At 35.3% G+C, this 20,441-nt stretch carries 17 protein-coding genes and 1 tRNA gene; 10 read left to right on the top strand and 8 right to left on the bottom strand.

The window, feature by feature from the left end; translation table 11 throughout:
- Positions 1–111: 111 nt before the first annotated feature.
- The 3 genes from H3V01_RS00945 (at position 112) to H3V01_RS00935 (ending at position 3,082) form a co-directional block, all read left to right on the top strand.
- Positions 112–804, top strand: coding sequence for a Bax inhibitor-1 family protein (locus tag H3V01_RS00945; protein ID WP_084553877.1), 693 nt, complete (start codon positions 112–114; stop codon positions 802–804).
- A gap of 159 nt (positions 805–963) precedes the next feature.
- The gene (locus H3V01_RS00940; protein WP_232332567.1) at positions 964–2,070 is read left to right on the top strand and encodes a methyltransferase; all 1,107 of its coding nucleotides are present in this window, start codon (positions 964–966) and stop codon (positions 2,068–2,070) included.
- Positions 2,071–2,737: 667 nt separating this feature from the next.
- Entirely contained in the window at positions 2,738–3,082 is a 345-nt protein-coding gene (locus H3V01_RS00935; RefSeq protein ID WP_084548254.1) for a DMT family protein, read from the top strand.
- Positions 3,083–3,155: 73 nt separating this feature from the next.
- Here H3V01_RS00935 and dcd read toward each other — a convergent pair whose 3' ends face one another.
- The 3 genes from dcd to H3V01_RS00920 form a co-directional block, all read right to left on the bottom strand.
- Positions 3,156–3,722 (bottom strand): dCTP deaminase, encoded by a 567-nt coding sequence (gene dcd, locus H3V01_RS00930; protein WP_025330196.1) that lies wholly within the window; start codon positions 3,720–3,722, stop codon positions 3,156–3,158.
- Positions 3,723–3,811: 89 nt separating this feature from the next.
- Positions 3,812–4,714 carry a recombination-associated protein RdgC gene (locus H3V01_RS00925; protein ID WP_025330195.1) on the bottom strand — a complete coding sequence of 301 codons (903 nt, stop codon included), beginning with the start codon at positions 4,712–4,714 and terminating at the stop codon, positions 3,812–3,814.
- Positions 4,715–5,040: 326 nt separating this feature from the next.
- Positions 5,041–6,654, bottom strand: coding sequence for a phosphoethanolamine transferase (locus H3V01_RS00920; protein ID WP_198185716.1), 1,614 nt, complete (start codon positions 6,652–6,654; stop codon positions 5,041–5,043).
- Positions 6,655–6,802: 148 nt separating this feature from the next.
- On the opposite strand from H3V01_RS00920, the gene H3V01_RS00915 reads away from it, so the two are divergent.
- Genes H3V01_RS00915 through H3V01_RS00905 form a run of 3 tightly spaced genes read left to right on the top strand, consistent with a single transcriptional unit; the run spans position 6,803 to position 9,537 of the window.
- Positions 6,803–7,501, top strand: a complete 699-nt coding sequence (locus H3V01_RS00915; RefSeq protein ID WP_084548249.1) for a VIT1/CCC1 transporter family protein — start codon at positions 6,803–6,805, stop codon at positions 7,499–7,501.
- Positions 7,502–7,507: 6 nt separating this feature from the next.
- A complete protein-coding gene (locus H3V01_RS00910) occupies positions 7,508–8,170 on the top strand; it encodes a response regulator (RefSeq protein WP_198185714.1) in 663 nt (220 codons plus the stop codon).
- Complete coding sequence (locus H3V01_RS00905) at positions 8,167–9,537, top strand: histidine kinase dimerization/phospho-acceptor domain-containing protein (protein ID WP_198185711.1); 1,371 nt, start codon at positions 8,167–8,169, stop codon at positions 9,535–9,537. Before H3V01_RS00910 ends, H3V01_RS00905 begins: the two co-directional genes overlap by 4 nt.
- A 131-nt stretch (positions 9,538–9,668) precedes the next feature.
- Here the strand turns inward: H3V01_RS00905 and H3V01_RS00900 are convergent, their stop codons facing one another.
- Complete coding sequence (locus H3V01_RS00900) at positions 9,669–11,033, bottom strand: MFS transporter (RefSeq protein ID WP_198185709.1); 1,365 nt, start codon at positions 11,031–11,033, stop codon at positions 9,669–9,671.
- Positions 11,034–11,235: 202 nt separating this feature from the next.
- On the opposite strand from H3V01_RS00900, the gene H3V01_RS00895 reads away from it, so the two are divergent.
- Both H3V01_RS00895 and H3V01_RS00890 read left to right on the top strand, forming a co-directional pair.
- Positions 11,236–12,087 (top strand): AraC family transcriptional regulator, encoded by an 852-nt coding sequence (locus tag H3V01_RS00895; RefSeq protein ID WP_198185706.1) that lies wholly within the window; start codon positions 11,236–11,238, stop codon positions 12,085–12,087.
- 935 nt (positions 12,088–13,022) lie between these two features.
- On the top strand, positions 13,023–13,307 hold the full coding sequence (locus tag H3V01_RS00890) for a hypothetical protein (protein ID WP_198185704.1): 285 nt from the start codon (positions 13,023–13,025) through the stop codon (positions 13,305–13,307).
- 508 nt (positions 13,308–13,815) lie between these two features.
- Here H3V01_RS00890 and H3V01_RS00885 read toward each other — a convergent pair.
- From H3V01_RS00885 to H3V01_RS00870, 4 genes are all read right to left on the bottom strand, one after another.
- A complete protein-coding gene (locus H3V01_RS00885; protein ID WP_198185702.1) occupies positions 13,816–16,062 on the bottom strand; it encodes a glycosyltransferase in 2,247 nt (748 codons plus the stop codon).
- 392 nt (positions 16,063–16,454) lie between these two features.
- On the bottom strand, positions 16,455–17,705 hold the full coding sequence (locus tag H3V01_RS00880; RefSeq protein ID WP_198185700.1) for a hypothetical protein: 1,251 nt from the start codon (positions 17,703–17,705) through the stop codon (positions 16,455–16,457).
- Between the two features lie 380 nt (positions 17,706–18,085).
- On the bottom strand, positions 18,086–18,316 hold the full coding sequence (locus H3V01_RS00875; protein WP_084584844.1) for a hypothetical protein: 231 nt from the start codon (positions 18,314–18,316) through the stop codon (positions 18,086–18,088).
- Positions 18,317–18,363: 47 nt separating this feature from the next.
- Positions 18,364–18,540 carry a hypothetical protein gene (locus H3V01_RS00870; protein ID WP_198185698.1) on the bottom strand — a complete coding sequence of 59 codons (177 nt, stop codon included), beginning with the start codon at positions 18,538–18,540 and terminating at the stop codon, positions 18,364–18,366.
- Positions 18,541–18,897: 357 nt separating this feature from the next.
- On the opposite strand from H3V01_RS00870, the gene H3V01_RS00865 reads away from it, so the two are divergent.
- Positions 18,898–18,973: transfer RNA gene (locus H3V01_RS00865), tRNA-Glu, on the top strand.
- 660 nt (positions 18,974–19,633) lie between these two features.
- On the top strand, positions 19,634–19,969 hold the full coding sequence (locus H3V01_RS00860) for a hypothetical protein (protein ID WP_198185696.1): 336 nt from the start codon (positions 19,634–19,636) through the stop codon (positions 19,967–19,969).
- Positions 19,970–20,441: the final 472 nt, after the last annotated feature.

Here is a 20,441-nt window from a genome sequence, read left to right as displayed (position 1 = left end):
AACATTTTTATTGTAACAATTCATCATTATTGTGCATATTTTGCCAACAATTGTTACAATATAATCAACCAGAGAAATTATTTACTGACAAAATCACGGAGAATATTATTCATGAAATCTCGTAACACTTACGATTTTACCCAGCTGGGTCAGGCAGGGGACAACCAGCAAACCGTTGTTCTGCGCAAAGCCTACAGCCTGCTCGGACTTTCTTTCCTGCCCTGTGCCGCAGGTGCTTACGCAGGTAATTATATAAATTTCTATGCTCTGTTTAGCAATTCATGGCTATCAGTTGTAGCGTTTTTTATTCTCGCTTACGGGCTGATGTTTGCAATTGAAAAAAACCGTTATAACAATCTGGGTATAGCCTTGTTAATGGTTTTTACTTTTGTTATCGGATTTTTCATCTCTCCGCTTTTACAACTTGCTGTAGCTTCTGCTGTCGGATCACAAATTGTAGGTATGGCAGCATTAATGACAGCGGCCGTATTTTTTACCATGGCAACAATTGCTCATCGTTCCAAATCTGAAATGAAAGGTATTGGTCAGTTTCTGGTTGTTGGAGCAGTTGTTTTAATTATCGGTATGATTCTGAATATGTTTATGCATTTACCGGTTTTGTCACTCACTATTGCAGCCGGTTTTGTCATTTTCAGTTCACTGATGATTATGTGGCAAATCCGTACAGTTATTGCCGGTGGTGAAGACAGTGCAACCAGTGCAGCACTCACTCTGTTCGTCTCTTTGTACAATATCTTTACCAGTCTGATACAAATTCTGCTGGCTGTAATGGATAACCGCTAAAATACATACCAACTACAAAACTGCCTGAACATCTGTTAAGTTCAGGCAGTTTTTATTTCTGCAAAATCATGTACACCCAATCCACAGCCATATTATTTACCTGCAACCCCGTTTAACATATTATTCTCTTATATAATGCCTTTTATATAACAAACCAACATGAACGAAACCATTCACTGGACAGAAAACGCACAAAACATGCAGGCAGACTGGGGAGGCGACAGCCGCCATCCCGCTCCGAAACACATTCAGACTATCACTCAGATCAGCGCTGAACAGGCGATTCAACTTATGCGTCAGCATACTGCATTGCTCTGGCGCGGTGATTATCATCAGGGTAAACAACTACTGGCTGCGATTAAAAAACGTGTTCGCAGTAAAGCTCGTATTCATACTGATTTTCATAAACATCGTTTGCAACAGGCTCAGCACAGCCGCCTGTTCCAGCTTCTATTAGTAGAGATTCAACCTCAGGACATACTTAACAATAGTCGCGCACCAGACATTGCAGCTGCTCTGAACGACGTATTCGGCAAACCCAATCAGAACGCCCTACTTCTGCCATTGCATCTGTTATTAGGCTATATTGGCGCTTATGAGTGGCATAAAACCGGTGTTTCCATTCCTGCATTGCAAGGACAAAAAATCCATGTTCCTTACGGTGTATTTTCGCCCGTACGCGGTGAATATCTTGAACTGGTTGCCCATGCAGCACTTCCCTCTACCTGTCAGACAGCATGGGACATAGGAACCGGCAGTGGCATACTGGCTGCTATACTCGCACAGCGTGGAATACCTGAAATCATTGCAACAGATAATAACCCGCGCGCCATTGCATGCGCACAAGCAAATATAGAACGTCTGGGTTTAAATAAACAAATTCATATTCAGCATACCAACCTGTTTCCTGAGGGCAAGGCCGATCTCATTGTCTGTAATCCTCCATGGTTACCCGCTAAGCCAAGCAGCGATATAGAAACCGCACTCTATGACCCCAACCATCAAATGTTGAAAACATTTCTGGAAAATGTCAGAAACCACCTCTCAGCAAACGGGCAGGTATGGCTGATTATGTCCGATATAGCTGAACATCTGGGCTTACGCCCCTCAGAAGTCTTACATCAATGGATAGAAGCAGCAGGGTTAAAAATTATTCATAAAATCGATACTCAACCCACGCATCAAAAAGCTCGGGAACAACATCATCCACTTTCCTATGCCCGTAATCGTGAAATCACTTCTTTGTGGCAATTAGGCATTCAATAAAACAGGTGTCTGCATTACTATGCAAACACCTGTTTTATTCTTCATCGTACATACAAACAAAAAATCCATTCACAGACATAAGCTATAATTTAGTAAACTTAATATCACCGGAAACCACTTCCAGAATCCAGTTCACCCTTAACACAAAAATTATTGATTTATTTAGAATTACAAGTCATAAATATCTTTTTCAGATATATCACCATTGCCTGGCGCCAAATCGAAATTCATTTCAGTTCGTAAGAAATTCAGTTGAAAAGCATATATTTTAATTACTAATCCAAATACATATTGCAAAAACCTTTTGCTTTAATCAATATCTGCTTCATCATTTTTATTACTCAAAACACCATCTGTACTCTTTACCCGCAGATACAGTAAACCTTTTACTTAAACTATCTCAATACAATTCCAGATAATTACAGATATACTTAATATTCAGTATAAATATACAACTGAATTCAAAGCTGAAATATATATCAATAAAACATCTGAAATTTTGTATTAATTACTTATTACATTTCTATTACTTCCCGCTATTTATCTTTGAATAAAACATTGATTGCAGTAAGATATATTTTTTATTCCGAGTATATAAACAAAACTATTTCTTCATTGTATGATTTATCTTATTAAGAGATCATCAATTTAAATACACCACATCATTATGCATTACTTAATTGTTATTTGTTTGCTCACAGCATCCAATCTGGTCATGACTACAGCATGGTACTGGCATATTAAACCCAATAATTACCAATTTCCGCTTTGGCAGATTATTTTGATTAGCTGGGGAATTGCTCTATTTGAATATTGTCTTGCAGTGCCGGCCAATCATCTGGGGGCACATTGGGGGATAAAACCATTCCAACTGAAGATTATTCAGGAAGTAGTGACACTGGTCGTATTTACCCTGTTTGCGATTCTTTATTTAAAGGATGAGTTCAGACTTAACTATTTAATCAGCTTCGGCTTTATTCTTGGTGCAGTATATTTTGCTTTTAAACGCTAATCTGTAAAACCGCCGCCTGAACATCCAAATTTTTAAGGACGCAATCGCGTCCTTTTTCAAACACAGACTTATATCAAGCTTTAGGTAGAGTTACGCCCGTCTGCCCCATATATTTACCGGCACGATCCTTATAAGAAGTAGCGCACTCTTCATCACTTTCAAAAAACAATACCTGTGCCACCCCTTCATTAGCATAAATCTTTGCCGGTAATGGCGTGGTATTGGAGAATTCCAGAGTTACATAGCCTTCCCATTCAGGTTCAAATGGAGTGACATTAACGATAATACCGCAACGTGCATAAGTGGATTTACCCAGACAAACAGTCAGAACATTGCGCGGGATACGGAAATATTCCACAGTACGTGCCAAAGCAAACGAGTTAGGCGGAATGATGCAAAAGTCGTCTTCAACAGTTACAAAATTACGCGTATCAAAATTTTTCGGATCTACAATAGTACTGTTGATATTAGTAAAAATCTTGAATTCACGTGCACAGCGAATATCGTAACCATAGCTGGAAGTACCATAGGAAATGATTTTTTCACCGTTTAACTGCTTAATCTGATTAGGTTCAAACGGTTCAATCATGCCGTGCTCTTCACTCATACGGCGTATCCATTTGTCTGACTTAATACTCATGACAGTATCCTTAATAAATTTAGCGCATTATACCGAAGCCAATGCCACTGTTGCAGGCAAATTGCGACTATTTACGCCCTTTAAAGCCATTATTCCGGTAACCAGCCGCCCAAATGATGTACCAGCTCAGCAAGCAGATCGCCTAAGGCTTCTGCCATCAGTATTTGTGATGCAAAGGTTATACTTTGCATATCGTCTCCCTGCCCTGCAGCTTCCTCCTGAATCACATCCAGAAACTGAATACGTTTAAGAGTAAAATCCTGCGTCAGCACAAAACGTACTCTGTCCTGCCAGCATAACCCCAACTGAGTAACAACCTTACCATTTTTGACCAGATTAACCACTTCCTCTGCGGTTAAATCCTGATGGCTGATACGAACTACTGGTGCAGCATCACCCAGTCCTTTGAGTTCACAATCACAGTCCAGTTCAAAATGACCGGCCGCATCTCCTCTTAACAGCCATTCCGTCATCAGACTGCCAGGCGACTGCTGAGTGCGTGGCAGCTTCGCTTCCAGTCCGCCCAGTGCCTCACGTAATTTCGTAAGCAGCATTTCAGCACGGTTGGCATTGGCCTGATTAATCATCAATAAGCCGCGCTGAGTATCAATAATGGCTTCTGTTTTACCACTTTTAGTAAAAGCACGCGGTAACAAATCATCGGTGATGGTTTCTTTCAGTTCCATTTTCTCCTTACGCCCGACATTCCGCCCCTCAGCTTCGCGTATTTCATTAATTTTTTCGTCAAGAATATCTCGCACTACGGCTGCCGGTAATACTTTTTCTTCTTTTTTTAGCGCAATACGCCATGTATTCTGTGCCGGAAACACCATCTCCGGGCTAAACGATACAGGACTGGCAAAGCCAATACTGTCCCAATCCAATCCCATACACGGCTTAAACTGAGCTTCAGTCAGCTTATCAACCAAAGTTTCTAAATTCGGCAGATTGTCTTTATTGAGCGGATAAATACTTAATTGCTTAAACCACATGCGTAATTTCTTTCACAGCCAACTAGGAAATGAGTGATTATACGGCAGCCGGCACACAATATGGAAAACAATAAACCGGCTTTATACAGCTTTCTATTTAATTATTCATTCAGATTTATAATCAATAATCCTATCTGCAATACTTATATTGATAAATATAAATATTTAATATAAATCTCAATCAAAAAATTTATTTTGTCATATATAATCAAAGATATGAATCAGTAATGAAAATAATCTTAGGTATTTTCCAATACTGACTGAATTTACGTCATATAATAACTATATTCTGAACATTTCTTAAATTCACTGCTGATTATCAGCATTCATATATGCCGGCAAGATGCGAATAAATCCAGCTGAGTTTGGTATTCACTGGTTCCCACATCCATTAGTCCCAGTACTGAATGAAAAATATTATCATGTGAAAATTCTTGCTGATGCGCATGCCGGCGTAAGCAGTTCATATCCAGATTACTGATTTCGGCAAAATCATGGTTTGCCCAGAACAGCATAGGTACACGGGTTTGCTCTTCCGGTGCAATGGCATAGGGTGTTGCATGCAGATACATACCATTTTCACCCAAAGATTCTCCATGATCAGAAAAATACCACATTGCACTAGCCAGACCGGATTCATTTTGTAATAACTTAATTATCTCTGCCAATATATGGTCTGTATACAGCACTGTATTATCGTAAGTATTACGCAATTGCTCATTGGTACACTGCTGAATCTGATTTGTATCACACGTCGGTGTAAAGCGCCGGAATGCCTCAGGATAACGCTGATAATAAGCGGGACCGTGACTACCCATTGTATGCAATACCAGTACAGCATCATCAGGCATATTAGTAATCATATCGTGTAAATTAATTAACAGGCTTTCATCCAGACAACCATCACTATTACATTTCAAATTCGGAGCCCAGTCCCGCACATCCAGATGACGGATACGGTCACATACACCTTTACACCCGCCATCATTATCACGCCAGCTTACCGTAACTCCTGAACGTTGCAAAACATCCAGCAGCCCTTCCTGATGTTTTGCCAGATTAGCCTGATAATGCTGGCGTGGCATATTCGAGAAAAGACAGGGTAAAGACACAGCCGTTGCTGTACCACACGAACTAACCTGAGGGAAATTGACAACCTGATTACCTATAGCAGCAAGCTCTGGCGTAGTCTGACGCAGATAACCATTCAATCCCCAATTCTGAGCGCGCGTGGTTTCACCCATCACCAGTATCAATAACCGTTTATTCCCATGATGCTGATGACTAGCATCCAGTCCTATGCGTTGCAAAGGCTGATGAGCATCATATGTGTTATAAGCTGTTTTTACGGCTGCTCCGACAAAATTAGTGGGCACTATTAAATGATTCACAGTCTTATTATTCCGGAAAAAAGAAATATAACTGCCATACGCAAGCAGAATAACTGTAAAAACCGTAATCAAAGAAACAATTATGACCACAATTCGTTTGCCGAATTCACGATACCATGGTTTTGTATAATGAATATTAACACCCCAGCAATACCACTGCGCCGGTAATAAGCCGGTAATGCCCAGCCACATCCAGAATTGAGGCGTCAGCCAGGCACCGGCTTCACCTATATTAGTTTGCATAATGTTTTGCAGCATATTGGCATCAAAATAAATATGCTGCATCATCACTGCATAGCTTACAGCTGAACCCAGCAACAGAAGCAATGGCACCATCAACCGATGTAAATATTGCCAGAATAACAACTGCATACAAAAATTCATTGCGGCTAACATCAGAACAGGCACGGTAAACCAGAAAATAACATTATTTTTCAAGGTTACATGCTGAAACAGATAGCTCCAGAAACCTACATTAAATATCAATAAGACATAAATACTGAGCAATAATATGGCCCGATTGCTGCTTAATACCCATTTCGACTGCATCATCAGCCCCTGTTAACTAAACAGCGGCAAGTGTAAAAAAACAGCCTTAAGTGAAGCTTAAGGTAAACCATGCCAATAAGAGGCGTCATTGTGGTACGGTAATTAATATGTCTGCAAAGTACTAATTTGTACTTATCAGGAGCCCGAAATGAGCCAGTCATGGCATGACGAACAACATTTTTCTAATCGTAACAATTGGTTACGCGCAAGCGTTCTTGGCGCTAACGATGGACTGATTTCCACTGCCAGCCTGCTAATGGGGATGGCAGCAGCCGATCCGGATCAGCATACCTTGCTTATATCCGGTATTGCAGCGCTTGTTTCAGGTGCCGCCTCTATGGCTGCGGGAGAATATGTTTCCGTTTCCAGCCAGCGCGATACAGAAGCAGCGGATTTACGCAAAGAACTGGACTCACTTATCCGATATCCGGAAATAGAACTGGAAGAACTGGCTAATATTTATCGTCAGCGTGGTTTAAACAAAACACTTGCACAACAGGTTGCCGAAGCTCTAACCAAACATAATGCTCTTGAAGCCCACGCCCGTGAGGAAATCGGTATCACCGAAGTCAGTAAAGCCAATCCGCTTCAGGCAGCTTTGGCTTCTGCACTGTCTTTTGCTTGCGGTGCTTTGTTACCAGTATTACTATCTCTGTTAAGCTCTACCGTATGGCTGATGAGCATACTGTCTGTTACCACCATAGCCGGTCTTGGTATTCTGGGCTGCATATCAGCACATCTGGGCGGAGCTCCCAAACGTCCGGCTGTAATCCGAATAGTCATATTAGGTGCACTTGCACTGGCCTTTACCAGCATGATAGGTCGGATTATTGGTATCACTATATGAAAAAATATGCGTATACTGATTCTTGAAGATGACAGAGACATTGCTGACGGCCTCACTGCCGGTCTGAGCCAGCAAGGTATGGCATGCGATATTTTTGCATCCGGCCGCCTTGGAGAACAGGCATTAAGTGTAGCACCATACGATGCTGTAATACTTGATTTAAGTCTGGCGGAAAGAGATGGTATGGACGTTTTAAGCCATTGGCGCAGCAAGAATCTCAGCACACCGGTTTTGATTCTCACCGCCCGCGATGCCCTGCCCGACAGACTTGCTGGTCTGAATTCCGGTGCTGATGATTATTTATGTAAACCTTTTGCGCTTGATGAAGTGATTGCACGTTTGCATGCGCTTATTCGTCGCAGTCAGGGCATCAGTCAGACCGAAATTAACTTCGGGCAGCTGAGTCTGAAACTTAACTCCTGTCATGCCTGCCTGTATGGCAAACCACTTAATCTTACCCAGCGTGAATGGCTGTTATTACAACTACTCGTCACTCATCCGCAACATGTTTTCAGCCGTGCTCAAATCGAAGATAAACTGTATAGCTGGGAACAGGAAGTCGAGAGCAATGCCATAGAAGTACACGTGCATCATTTACGTAAAAAAATCAGCACAACTATTATTCGTACCCGGCGCGGACTGGGCTATCAGCTCGGAGAGGCACCTTGAAGCCAACCACCGCTATTAGTCGGCGCTTAATTATCTATCTTGGTATCACCCTGCCACTTCTGTGGATTCTGACAGCCATCATTAGCGCAGTGGCGGTAATGCATGAAATCAATGAAGCCGGTGATACACAGATGAGTCAGCTGGCACAGCGATTATTACATACACCGATCAATCTCAATTCCAGCCAATATCCCGCTTTACCATCTATTCCAAAACCACAGCGTGGGCTTATTGATGCCAAAGAATCCGGATACACCATCTGGTATAAAGGTAAACTGATTAATGCCGATGAAACAGGCCAGTCTATTCCCTATCAACCGGATTATCAGGGATTTATCAATCAGGGATACTGGTGGCAAAGCCATGCATGGCGTATTTTTTATCTGAACAGTCCTCAGCAGCAACTCAAAGTAGCCGTATCATTCAGTATGCACGAACGTTTGCAAACTGTATTGCGCGCAGTATGGTCTCAACTGGCAGTATCTATACTTGCTCTGCCGCTTTTACTATGGCTAATTGCATGGAGTGTACGCCACGGTACACAGCCACTTCAGACACTGGCACAAACTCTGTACCATAGAGAACCACACAGTATTACACCTCTTTCGAATATTGTGCCTACCGAAATTCTGCCTATTATCAATGCATTGAATGATTTATTTCAGCGTATAGAACAATCTCGCGCACGTGAATTGCGCTTCACAGCAGATGCAGCACATGAACTGCGCAGCCCGTTAGCCGCACTTAAAGTACAAACAGAAGTACTGGCACTGACCAGTCTGAACGATGCTCAGCAACAGCGTGTACGCAACATTGAACACAGCATCGAACGCACTACCCGCTTAGTCGATCAGCTTCTTACTCTTTCCCGTCTTGATCCACTTACCGAGTTACCCCATACCGAAGCAGTTAACTGGACAGATATTACCAATGACGCTATAGAGAGTGTAAGCTTGCTGGCACGTGAACGTCAGTGTCGTATCCTGCGGCAATTTAATACTGATGCGGCGGCAGTATTACCTATCTACGGTGACCATACCCTGCTGACTATTCTTATCCGTAATCTGCTTGATAATGCCATTCGCTATAGTCCTGAACACAGTATTATTAATTTAACCCTAGACACAAACTCTATCAGCCTTACTAATCCCTGTAATGATATTGCCTCAGAAAACCTGAAACGTCTGCGTGAACGCTTTTTCCGGCCGGCAGGGCAAGAAAGCAGTGGCAGTGGCTTGGGGCTGTCTATTGTTGATGGTATTGCCCAGCTGCACTGGCTGCAAATGGAATTAGATATAGTAAAGATTAGAAAGTATAAAAATGAAAATATTAATTTCCAGGTTAAACTGCAACAAAAAGCATCATAATACAATAATAATATTAACTGAGGATTTGTTTGTAAGATGGTGGGGGCTTTTAGCTAATGTTTGCACTATTCGCACAGCAACAGACTTGTTAATCGGTGCCCAAAATTCATATAAACAAACCAAATCTTATGTTAAGCGATTTTATTCACTCGACCAAAGAAAATATAGGCAATAACAGCAATAACACCAAATACAAGAGATACAAAAAACATTACATGGTAAGTATTGTTTACTGAAATTAATTGAGCTTGCGTCAGGTAGATAAGTATTCCTGATAATACTCCCCCAAATGCGCCGCCAATCTGCTGTACAACACGCGTGACAGCACTCGTGTCCTTAATTTGATTTTTATCACAAAACTCGAATGGAGAAGAGAGAACAGCAATCGTGGCGATGCCTAATCCGCAGCCTCGGACAGTAAAACCGATGATTTCAGAGGCGTTCCCACCAACTTGAATAATTAATATACTGATTGCTGATATTATTAATCCTACACCAATAATTAGAAATGAATTTATCTCACTTAGAGATTTATAAATAAATTTTCTAGCCAACCAGGCACCTACACCTTGCAGGGCAAGCAGCATACCAATATATGTAATAGATATATTATCCTTTATTGCTTGTATTAAAGGAAAAAAAATCATAAAACCAAAAAAGATAAGCGACGTCAGAAACCCCATCATTATTGACATTGAGTATTTAGAGCTATTAAATGCACTTAAATCGATCAGTTTACTGTCTGACTTGTTATTAATAATAAGCGAAACCATCATCAAACCAATACCTAAAACCAGCATAATAATATTAGAAATATCAAAAAAATGCCCAGATGCGATATTTTTAATAGAGATAAAAAATAGAATTAAAAAAATTAAAAATGTCAAAAATACATAAATATTCATATTATATTTAGACGTTTTAATATCAGGTATTGTCGTCCTGCCAAAGAAAAAAGCCACAAGTACTAAAGGTATGTTGATAAAAAAAGCTATTCTCCAATTTAACTGTTCTGATATGATTGCTCCCAAAACTGGTCCTAGTGCAGGGGCAAAGACTGACGGAATAGCAATCAATGCCATAACCGGCTTTAGTCTTTCCTTACCAAAATAAGTCGCTATCGTGGATTGAGTAATAGGAATTAATATTCCTGCACCAAAACCTTGTAGACATCTAAACAGAATTAAAGAAACCAGATTATATGAAAATCCAACCAATATAGAACCTACAAGAAAAACAAAAATTGAGTATATCCATGCTTTCTTGAGTCCAAATCTTTCATGTATATAAGGAGATAGTAATATACCCGCAGCACAGGCCAGCATATATACAGTAACAGCCCACTGTATATAAGCATAAGAGGCATTAATGTCATTCGAAATTGAGGATAAAATAACATTAACAATGCTGCTATCCAGTAATGGCAATATACTAGATAGCGTCATAGCAAACACTAACTTTCTTTCTGCGACCGTCAGCTCAACTGATTGTGCCATGTCAAACTCTCTCTAGATGATTAATAAATTTGAAAATAACCAATAAATTTGTATAAAAAACTATTATTTTGCTCATCTACAACTTATCTATTTATTGCTAACTTGTTATCTTCAATACAATTATTAGGACTTCAGGATAGCCAGTAGAATAGAGTTTTACTAACCAATTTAAACCACAAAATATCCCATCGGGGCCATATCAATGAATACTCCGCTCATTTCTCCACAGATCGCTTCTTCTGATAGCGAACCGATGATCATATCGACAGTAAGCCACTCTTCCCAGAGAGTGACACAACGTCATGGTCATTCAAGAGGACAATTACTCGGCACATTACAGGGTTTAATTTCAATTGAAGCAGAAAATTGTCAATGGGTAGTGCCCGCAACTCATGGTGTCTGGATACCTCCAAATGTACAGCATAGTCTTCTTGGATCACATGGGCCATTCGAAGGATGGAGCATCTATATACAAAAAAACGCATGTACTAAACTACCTGTCAAACCATGCGTTTTAGAATTATCTGACTTACTGCGTGAAGCAATTACACGAACCATGTCATGGCATAATTCAGAACTGGAACCGGAACAGAAGCGATTAATTGCCGTAATCCTTGACGAGATTAGAACAATGCCTCAAGTTGAGCTAGCACTTCCAATGCCAAAAGATATGCGTCTGTTAAAAATCGCTTTAGCTTTTTGTGATAATCCTGGTGATGACAGAAAAATTAACGACTGGGGCATTTGGGCTGGCATTTCCCGACGTTCATTAACACGTCGGTTTACAAATGAAACCGGGTTTAACTTCACAGAATGGCGCCAGAAACTGCGCATGTTAAAAGCATTAGAATTGCTTGCTGCCGGAAAACCAGTCACAGAAATATCTTTATATTTAGGTTATGACAATATTAGCGGGTTTATTTCTATTTTCCGACGAAATTTCGGGATCACACCGGGAAACTACCAAAAAGCCATGAGAAACCGTCTCTCATATCGAAACTTTACTCACACTACTATCCATAAGAATCATATTAATAGTAAATTATCAAAATAAATTTCTACAGAAAAGCATATTCGCTTTTTACTTATGGCAATGCATAATTATCGTCACTCTAAAGCACAACAACTTCTCGTGAGGTGACAGCAACGCAACCAGCAACAAAGCAAGGTTAAAACAGCATACAAACAGTACTGGAAAAGTCCGGTTGTCGGAGTGATAACAATATTAACTCAGGAGCAGTCAGAATAGATTGTTACTGAAGCTCTATGCATTATCAGTAGACGAATCCAGATTTTTGATAACTGAATAATCATCATTTCTATATTTAAACGCCTAATATAGCACCACTATCCGCAACAATATTCTGTATCATAATATGAGCGGCTAAATCGGACGCCAAAAAAAGACCGTATTCGCTATACCATCAACGGTTACTACTTTCTGTAGCAGGAATCCCAACTTATAATGTTCAGTCACATCTAAAATACTATCATATTCATTGGCCGTTCATGATTATATCCATAGCCAATGTTTAGCTTTATCTTGTAATTCTTGAATATCATGATAGATATAATGGCTGACCCAATCATATCTTACCATACGATTGAAGCGCTCAATTACGCATTGCCTGGATACATAAAACACAAAATAATCCCTATTTTTGGATATGTAGCGAGTTTTTCGCTAATATACTCGGGCTTATTATCACAGCGTAACAATTTAAGTTGCCCTCCCCATTCAACGACCTGATTTATCGACTATATGACCTGCTCTGTGGGCAAAGATAAGTTCGCTTCTATAGTTAAGCCTTCTGGATTAAAATCATCAATCACATTAAATAATCAACAGAACCGACCATCAGCTAACTCTCCTTGCATAAAATTCATTGACAAGATTTATAGATGTTTTGGAGAGCAGCCAGTAAATCAGGTTTCACTCGTTTAAGGAGTTTTTTTGTGGGGCTTTATTCGTAAATTCAAAGTGTAAACTTGCTGGCACATGAACGCCAGTGTCGTATCCCACGCCAATTTAATACTGATGCGGCGGCAGTATTACCTATTCGCAGTGATCATATCCTGCTGACTATTCTTATCCGTAATATGCCTGATAATGCCATTCTCTATAGTCCTGAACACAGTATTATTGATTTAACCCTCGACACAAACTCTATCAGCATTACTAATCCCTTTAATAATATTGTTTTAGAAAACCTGAAACGTCTGCGCGAACACTTTTCCGGCCGGCTGGGCAAAAAAGTACTGGCAGCGGATTAGGACTGTCTATTTTTGATGGTATTACTATGTTATATAGTTTAGAACTTAAAATTAAAAATTTGCAAAACAAACAAAATACATATTCCATATTTCAAATTGAATTGAAATATAAACCCTTATAAAATTAAATTTTTTTTATTGTTTAAATCTTTAAAATTAATTATTAGGTAATAATTAATAAAAATATTTTCAGGATTAATAAAATGTACTTATTATATAAATATTATTATTGAATAAAATAATTAAACGATCAATTCATTCAATAATTTAAACTCATTAAATACTAAACAAATAACTACTTAGTAAGATATTTAATAGTTATCTTCAGTATATAGGTGTATAAATACAATAATAAATAAACAATTATTATTTATTATGCCTATAAAAGACTACCTTATAGGCATAACTAAACTCTATATAATAATATTATTATTTTATTCTAAGCCCAAAATTTTATTAATTATTTTATTTAATATAAAATTTACACAAATATAAATATTTAATGATTTCAACTGTTAGCCTTTTCCCATAAATCATCAATATTTAGTCTACTAATTATATCTGAAATGGCCCTAGGATTACTCATTAATGATGGGTTTAAACGTATAACCCAATCAAATTCCTGAGTCCTTTCTGACTGAGCACCAATATCAAAAACAATAGTTGGTATTTTTAAAGCTAAAACTATAGATAAGGTATAGCAAAAGGTTTCTTCACAAATACTTGGCAGTAAAACTATATCCGGAGAAATTTCTCTAAGTATATTAATACATTCATTTTCATTCTGAAATTTACCAGAAATACTAATGCCATTTTTCTTCATATCTTGTTTGAGAGCTGCATTTACATATCCAACTACAAAGTAGGTTAAATTTAAATCTCTTGTTTGTGAATCTAGAGCCAGTGCTGATAGTAATTGCGATCCTTTTGCTAAACCGATGGCTCCGATTGTTGCAATTTTAATTTTACCAATTTCTTTACTTCTCCTAGCAGGCAATATATTTTTAACTAGTGAATCATGAGAAATAACATTTATATTCAAATCAGGAAAATCACTTAATATAATATCTCTAGCACGTTTGGAAGGTGCTTCAATTATTGAGCAATTATGAAAAAAATCAGCATAAGCTGCCTGCCTTTCAAATACATCTGTCATATTTAAATTTGATATTGGTGTTTTAAAATTATTCCAAATATTTCTTTTTTCTAAAGAGGGTTCTTTTTCATAAATGTATTCAGGACTTAGAAGTGTATAATCATTAGACATACAGGCATAATCATGAATAACAAATTTATACTTTAAGTTAGATGATGAAAAATATGTTAATAATTTTAGGTGGTAATACCAATCAAGACCTGCAAAGCTATTAATATGTACCAAATCTGGATCAATAGTTTTAAAAAAAAGATTTAAAAAGTCTAAATTTCCTCTTAGAGAAAGATTTTTTAAGTTATTAAAATCTAATTGTTCAAATTTTTCCAAGCTAATAGAATATAACTCTCTATCATGTACAGTTAAAACAATACAAAAAATAGATTCGTTAGTATATTTATTGATTATCTGCTCAAGATATGTATTAATTCCCCCTCCCCAATTATGTGATATAAACACAATACATTTTTGATTTTTAATCAAAAATTTTAATCTTGCCAAATCAAGATTAGCTCTTAATAAAAAAGGTGGATCAACATTAATAAAATTTTGAACTAAATAGTTGTAATTCGGATGTTTTAATTTTAATGCATTTGCTCCGCGCTTCATATTTTCTTCTTTAGTAGCAGAAAAAGAAACAGACCCAACATGAAAAACAAAAACATCACCAATAATAATGTTCTTAAAGCCGGCATGTATTGCTCTCATACAAAAATCATTTTCTTCTCCATATCCAACTTTAAAATGTACATCATCTAAAAGTCCTATCTTGTCTATAACTGTTCTTCTCATATAAAAACAAAAACCAACACCTGTTGGCGTTTCTACATATAAATTTTTATTTATTTCAGAAGCAAGATTATTAAGTTGGGCAGGTGTTATTTCCAACTCTTTATTATTATCATAATTAGTAAATGGATAACTGCATATTGTAGCATTGTTTGACATTGGTGTGATTGTAGCAATAGATTCATCCTGATCAGCATAACGAATCATTTTCTCAAACCATCCGGGAAAAACAAAAGCGTCTGAGTTCAGTAAAATTACATCAAGATTATGTGATAGATGTGTAATTGCATAATTAACTGTTTTAACAAAACCCAAATTTGTTTTATTACAATAATAATCAAAAAGACCTTTCTCAGAAAGTTGCTGTAACTTAATATTAAGCTCTTCGTCAGGTCCACAATCGTTTATAACTAAAAGACTGTAAGAATCAGAAATTCGGCTTTTTAATGCATGAAAAACTGAGCATAAAGTTTCATTTAACCCTTTATAAACAGGTAAAACCACTACACAACGAGTTGAATGTGTATATTTGCAAGGTGATAATCTGTTCCAGTCATCATCTGACGGGATTGTAGGAACAAACCACAAATTATCAGTTTGATTTAAATTATCAGACTTTTTTTTATTTGTAATTATTTTTTTAGAGTAAATTTTTATTCCCAATAATCGAATAGTTTTATGTGTTTGATTTTTCTTGATGGTTAACAAACTTTTCAAAATATATTGTCTTTCGAAATCTGTATCTCTTTTATAAATAGTTAACCCCAGCAGTTTAATTTTTACAAACTTAGATGATTGTATTCTCTTAAGCATGTTTATACACCAACTATATTGCTAATTATATTCAATAAAGTTAAGATAATATCTTATTAGCTTAAATGTGTAAATATTTTAACATAAAAATACTTCATATAAAATTTACATATATAAATCATATAGGTATGCAATTTCTTAGCTTATAAATAATTTTACAATAAAATAAGAATTTAAATAACTTAAAAAATTCAAATAGTTATATTTTACAATTAAGTATCCACTAATAAATCGAACATAAAATTATAATAAAAAATATATTTTATTTTATGGGCACAATAATTTTAAATATTAGAATTTTATTCTACATACTAATCTTCTTTCTCTAATTATTATTAATAATTAATTATTAAATTTGACTATTTAATTGCATATTTCTTTATTTAGTTAAATTATATTAATTTATAAATGAATATTGATAACATTGTAAGTACTAATAAAAATATAATTAGGATTTTTTTTAATTTTCTTTTTAATTTTTGTTTTTCTTTCTGTAACTTTATTATTTTACTTTCTTTATAGTTAATTTTTTCATTAGCCAAATATAATTCTTTAGAAAAATTGGTTAGTTTTTCTTCTTTACTATTAAGCTCAGTTTTTAATTTGACCATTTCTAACAAAAGTTGACCACTATAATGCTGTTCTTTTTTCATTAAAGAATATAATTCAGCGATTTTTTTTTCAAAAGCCACAAAAGGAAGTAATAATTGCTGTTTTTCCTTTGTAAGAATACATTTTTTATTTTGCTGAAAGAGGTTGTCCATAAATTTTTCAAGTATAAAGTCATTTTTTTTTGAAAATTTATTAAAAAAATCAACGGAAAATTGAAAATTTTCTCTGATTTCTAAAACAATTTCTTGTGCAGTTTTTTTCTCAAAACCTCTTCCTGAAAAATTATAATATTTTGCTACTTCATAATTTTCAAAATTTAAAAAACCTGGTCCGCCAAAATGGTCATAACAATATACAGGAATATTAGATAATAATCCATATTGTACTGTTTTACCGATAGTTATTATCATATCATATTGTTTTATTAGCTCAGGGGTGACTAATACAGCTTTTTTTCCGCCTATGATATTTACATTAAAATCTTTAGCTAATATATTTGTAGCCTCGATTATTTCTTGTGGTAAATGATTTGATACTACCAAAATATTGTTCAGCTTAGTTTCTTTAATAGAGTTATCCAAATATTTACTCGGGGCACAATTACTGCTAATAAAAATATTTTTGGTTTCAATACCCAACGAAACTAATTTATCTTTTGTTTCTTTGCTATTTGCTACATATATACAATCTAATAATTTCATATATGGTAATGAGCATAACTCCATCATTTCATATGGGGATAAATGCACTGAAATTAATTTAAGATCGATATTTTTATGTATATGATTTTGAAATAGTCTAGCAACCATACAATGTTGAGACCAAATAAAATTAATATTTTCTAAATTTATTTGTTCTAAATTTGTTATTAAATCATTTTTATCAAAATATTTAATAATAGGATCACCCAAAATATTTGCATATACCGAAATATTATGATCTCTTTCTTTGAAATACTTATATATCTCCAAAACTTGAATTTCTGAACCACAAAGTTCAACCAAATGATTTGTTAATATTAATACATTCATAACTTATATTTATTAAAAGTTTAAAATTTAGTATATCTAAATTAAAATAATTTCTATATATTATATAATATTAACGCATTAAAATAAACTATAACATTAATATTAAATTTAATTAAAATTCCAAATTAAATTATAACAAATAAGCAAATAACTGAACAATGGACTGAAATAAAATTAAAATAGTACATTTAAGATATGTATTATTCATTTATTTGGTTACTTACCCTGTCAATCGACATAAAAATACTATTATTAATAAAATTTAAGCTGCATCAGAACCGTCGTTCTGATGCAGCTTGCAGAGTTTAAATCTGTCAACTTTGTAACCTGATTGGCCTAATCAGGCTACGTTTATACTTACCTTTTCAGATAAGATTCATTTATTGTTCATGAATTACCCGGTAAGTTGGCTGATTTTCATCGATTTCGATTTTTTTCAGCTTGTCACAACTGGGCGTACCAGCGAAGTCTTTAAATGGCGACTCCTGCTCATTTTTACAATTTTGTTTCAGGCGAATTTTATCAAATTGTGAAGGTTTATATGCAAAAACATTGCTAAATGAAAAAGATAACAGTAATGTTAAAAGAATGCATGTTAAATCAGTTTTCATTTTATGACTTCCTTCTCAAAGAAAATAAAATTTAACCTATACAACTTTTATTTACTATTTAAATAGTCCCAAATATAAGACATACTTTCTCTGACTGAAAAGTTATTAGTATCACTTCCTTGATAAATGACACGATAATTACCATAATCAACTACTTTATTAACCATATTGCTGTTAATAAATGTTTTAGATCCATTAGAGGCAGTAACAGTAAAAAAAGCCATATTTTTCTCCTTTATAAATAAATATAATATTATTGGCATGTTGTTTAAACAACAAAAATATTATATCATAAAATATTTATTTATACATAGATTTAACTAAACTTAACCATTTATCAATTTGTTATGAATATATCATTAATTGATTTTAATTTTTATAAAATTTATTCAAATAAATTTTATTATTTAATTTGTCTTTTTAAAAACAAAGCAAAGTAATATCAAAGTTGACAATATAATAATTCTGGTAAGAGATATTTCTTGTAATAATTAAAACTGTTAGAATTACTTTTCATACTTGTGAAAATGATATATGTTTATACAAATTATAGTATCATATACACTCTAACACATATTAATGCGCCTATCGTCTAGAGGCCGAGGACACTACCCTTTCACGGTAGCAACCGGGGTTCGAATCCCTGTAGGCGTGCCATTCGTTCTTACTATGAACCGCTTTTGCATTCACAATCCGTTCAGGTATATAGTTTATAACTTTTTCATCATCAAATACTTCAATACTCTCTATAAATGATTGTAATAAAATCCTTATTTTTCGTACATTCTTTATATTTGTTATGATATCCCGCAGAGCTTTAACAGCTGAATCAATTCCAATACCAGAAGGCTCGACAAAGACAGGCTCAGCAGATATTTTTCCTGTCTAATTAATAGAGCTCTTTCTCTTTCATTTTAATTTGATATTTATTTCATAATTGAACTTACTTCATCTGAACTGTTCTCAATTGCATTTATTAACGTATCACGTTTACGCTTTACATCGTTCAGCTCATTCTTAACTAATTCAACTCGCTCTTTTTGTTCAAAATTTTTTTAAACATAAATGTTGAACATCTCTATTTGAAATTAATTAACTATATTTTACTTTATTTAATATAAAAAAATTTACTAAAACAAATTAAATTTATAATATACTTAAATAAACTACAGTTATTTAATAATTTGATTTATTTTTAGCTGTATAACCTCTATTTTGGTTCGCAAAATATTAAGGTTTTAGTTGATTAGAAATATATTGGTTTTCATTATTAACGCAATTCAATTAGACCATACATGGATTTATAAGGTGTCAATTATGAATGAACAAACATCAAAGTATAAACCAATAGGTATTTGTCCGAATTGTAATCATGAAGTCAGAGCAAAAATTTCAGTTAAAAACAATTTAAGAAGAGATAAGTGTGAATGTCCAAATTGTGAAGAAACCATTTATGTTTGCCGAAACTATGGATGTAGAAATTATGCAGTTGGAGGAGACTATTATGATGATGAGTTTTGTCCTACTTGTGCAAAAGAATTGATGAAATTTGCAGGAAAACGTGCAGGAAAATTCGCAGATATTTTAATCACTGCATCAGCAACAACATTAGCAACAGCATTAGCAACAGCATTTATAAAGAAGAAGGCGTAAAAGATTAAGTAGTATATAAAAACTCAAACATGAGATTGCGTTAACACAACTCGGCTGACATATTGCTCATATTAATATTCATTGAGTTTTTTGACAACTCGACTTGTTAATTTGTGCCGGCAATTACAATCAGATAACGCAGACAAGAATCAGTCTCAAAGATCAGCGTCTAGTAACACAAACGCTGCAATGTGTTACATCCAGATTACCTTGTATAAATCAGTTTAATCTTCACAATACCTTGCTGATTTTTTTAGTGTATAACCTTACTAAGCTCACGGTACTTGTAGCTTCTTCGCTCACCTTGCTCGCTCCCTGTCAACGTGGCACCAGGTGCGGAATGCATCCGCTGTGCATTAACAATAGAAAATAAAAATTTCCCAGTCTCCGGACTGATAATGTGAATATCAAAATTTACTATAATAAAAGAGATATTATTACAACAAATATAATGAATTTAGAAATCAGAGTT

Origin of the sequence: Snodgrassella sp. M0351, from assembly GCF_016100575.1 — a bacterium.
Taxonomy (GTDB): Bacteria; Pseudomonadota; Gammaproteobacteria; order Burkholderiales; family Neisseriaceae; genus Snodgrassella; species Snodgrassella alvi.
Note: the sequence above shows the minus strand (reverse complement) of the source record. Positions and strands in the feature narration are given on the sequence as shown.

Bases quoted from the DNA above. Each gene is read 5' to 3' on its own strand.
- H3V01_RS00945 (WP_084553877.1), top strand. From the start codon at position 112: ATGAAATCTCGTAACACTTACGATTTTACCCAGCTGGGTCAGGCAGGG.
- H3V01_RS00940 (WP_232332567.1), top strand. From the start codon at position 964: ATGAACGAAACCATTCACTGGACAGAAAACGCACAAAACATGCAGGCA.
- H3V01_RS00935 (WP_084548254.1), top strand. From the start codon at position 2,738: ATGCATTACTTAATTGTTATTTGTTTGCTCACAGCATCCAATCTGGTC.
- dcd (WP_025330196.1), bottom strand. From the start codon at position 3,722: ATGAGTATTAAGTCAGACAAATGGATACGCCGTATGAGTGAAGAGCAC.
- H3V01_RS00925 (WP_025330195.1), bottom strand. From the start codon at position 4,714: ATGTGGTTTAAGCAATTAAGTATTTATCCGCTCAATAAAGACAATCTG.
- H3V01_RS00920 (WP_198185716.1), bottom strand. From the start codon at position 6,654: ATGCAGTCGAAATGGGTATTAAGCAGCAATCGGGCCATATTATTGCTC.
- H3V01_RS00915 (WP_084548249.1), top strand. From the start codon at position 6,803: ATGAGCCAGTCATGGCATGACGAACAACATTTTTCTAATCGTAACAAT.
- H3V01_RS00910 (WP_198185714.1), top strand. From the start codon at position 7,508: ATGCGTATACTGATTCTTGAAGATGACAGAGACATTGCTGACGGCCTC.
- H3V01_RS00900 (WP_198185709.1), bottom strand. From the start codon at position 11,033: ATGGCACAATCAGTTGAGCTGACGGTCGCAGAAAGAAAGTTAGTGTTT.
- H3V01_RS00895 (WP_198185706.1), top strand. From the start codon at position 11,236: ATGAATACTCCGCTCATTTCTCCACAGATCGCTTCTTCTGATAGCGAA.
- H3V01_RS00885 (WP_198185702.1), bottom strand. From the start codon at position 16,062: ATGCTTAAGAGAATACAATCATCTAAGTTTGTAAAAATTAAACTGCTG.
- H3V01_RS00880 (WP_198185700.1), bottom strand. From the start codon at position 17,705: ATGAATGTATTAATATTAACAAATCATTTGGTTGAACTTTGTGGTTCA.
- H3V01_RS00875 (WP_084584844.1), bottom strand. From the start codon at position 18,316: ATGAAAACTGATTTAACATGCATTCTTTTAACATTACTGTTATCTTTT.
- H3V01_RS00870 (WP_198185698.1), bottom strand. From the start codon at position 18,540: ATGGCTTTTTTTACTGTTACTGCCTCTAATGGATCTAAAACATTTATT.
- H3V01_RS00860 (WP_198185696.1), top strand. From the start codon at position 19,634: ATGAATGAACAAACATCAAAGTATAAACCAATAGGTATTTGTCCGAAT.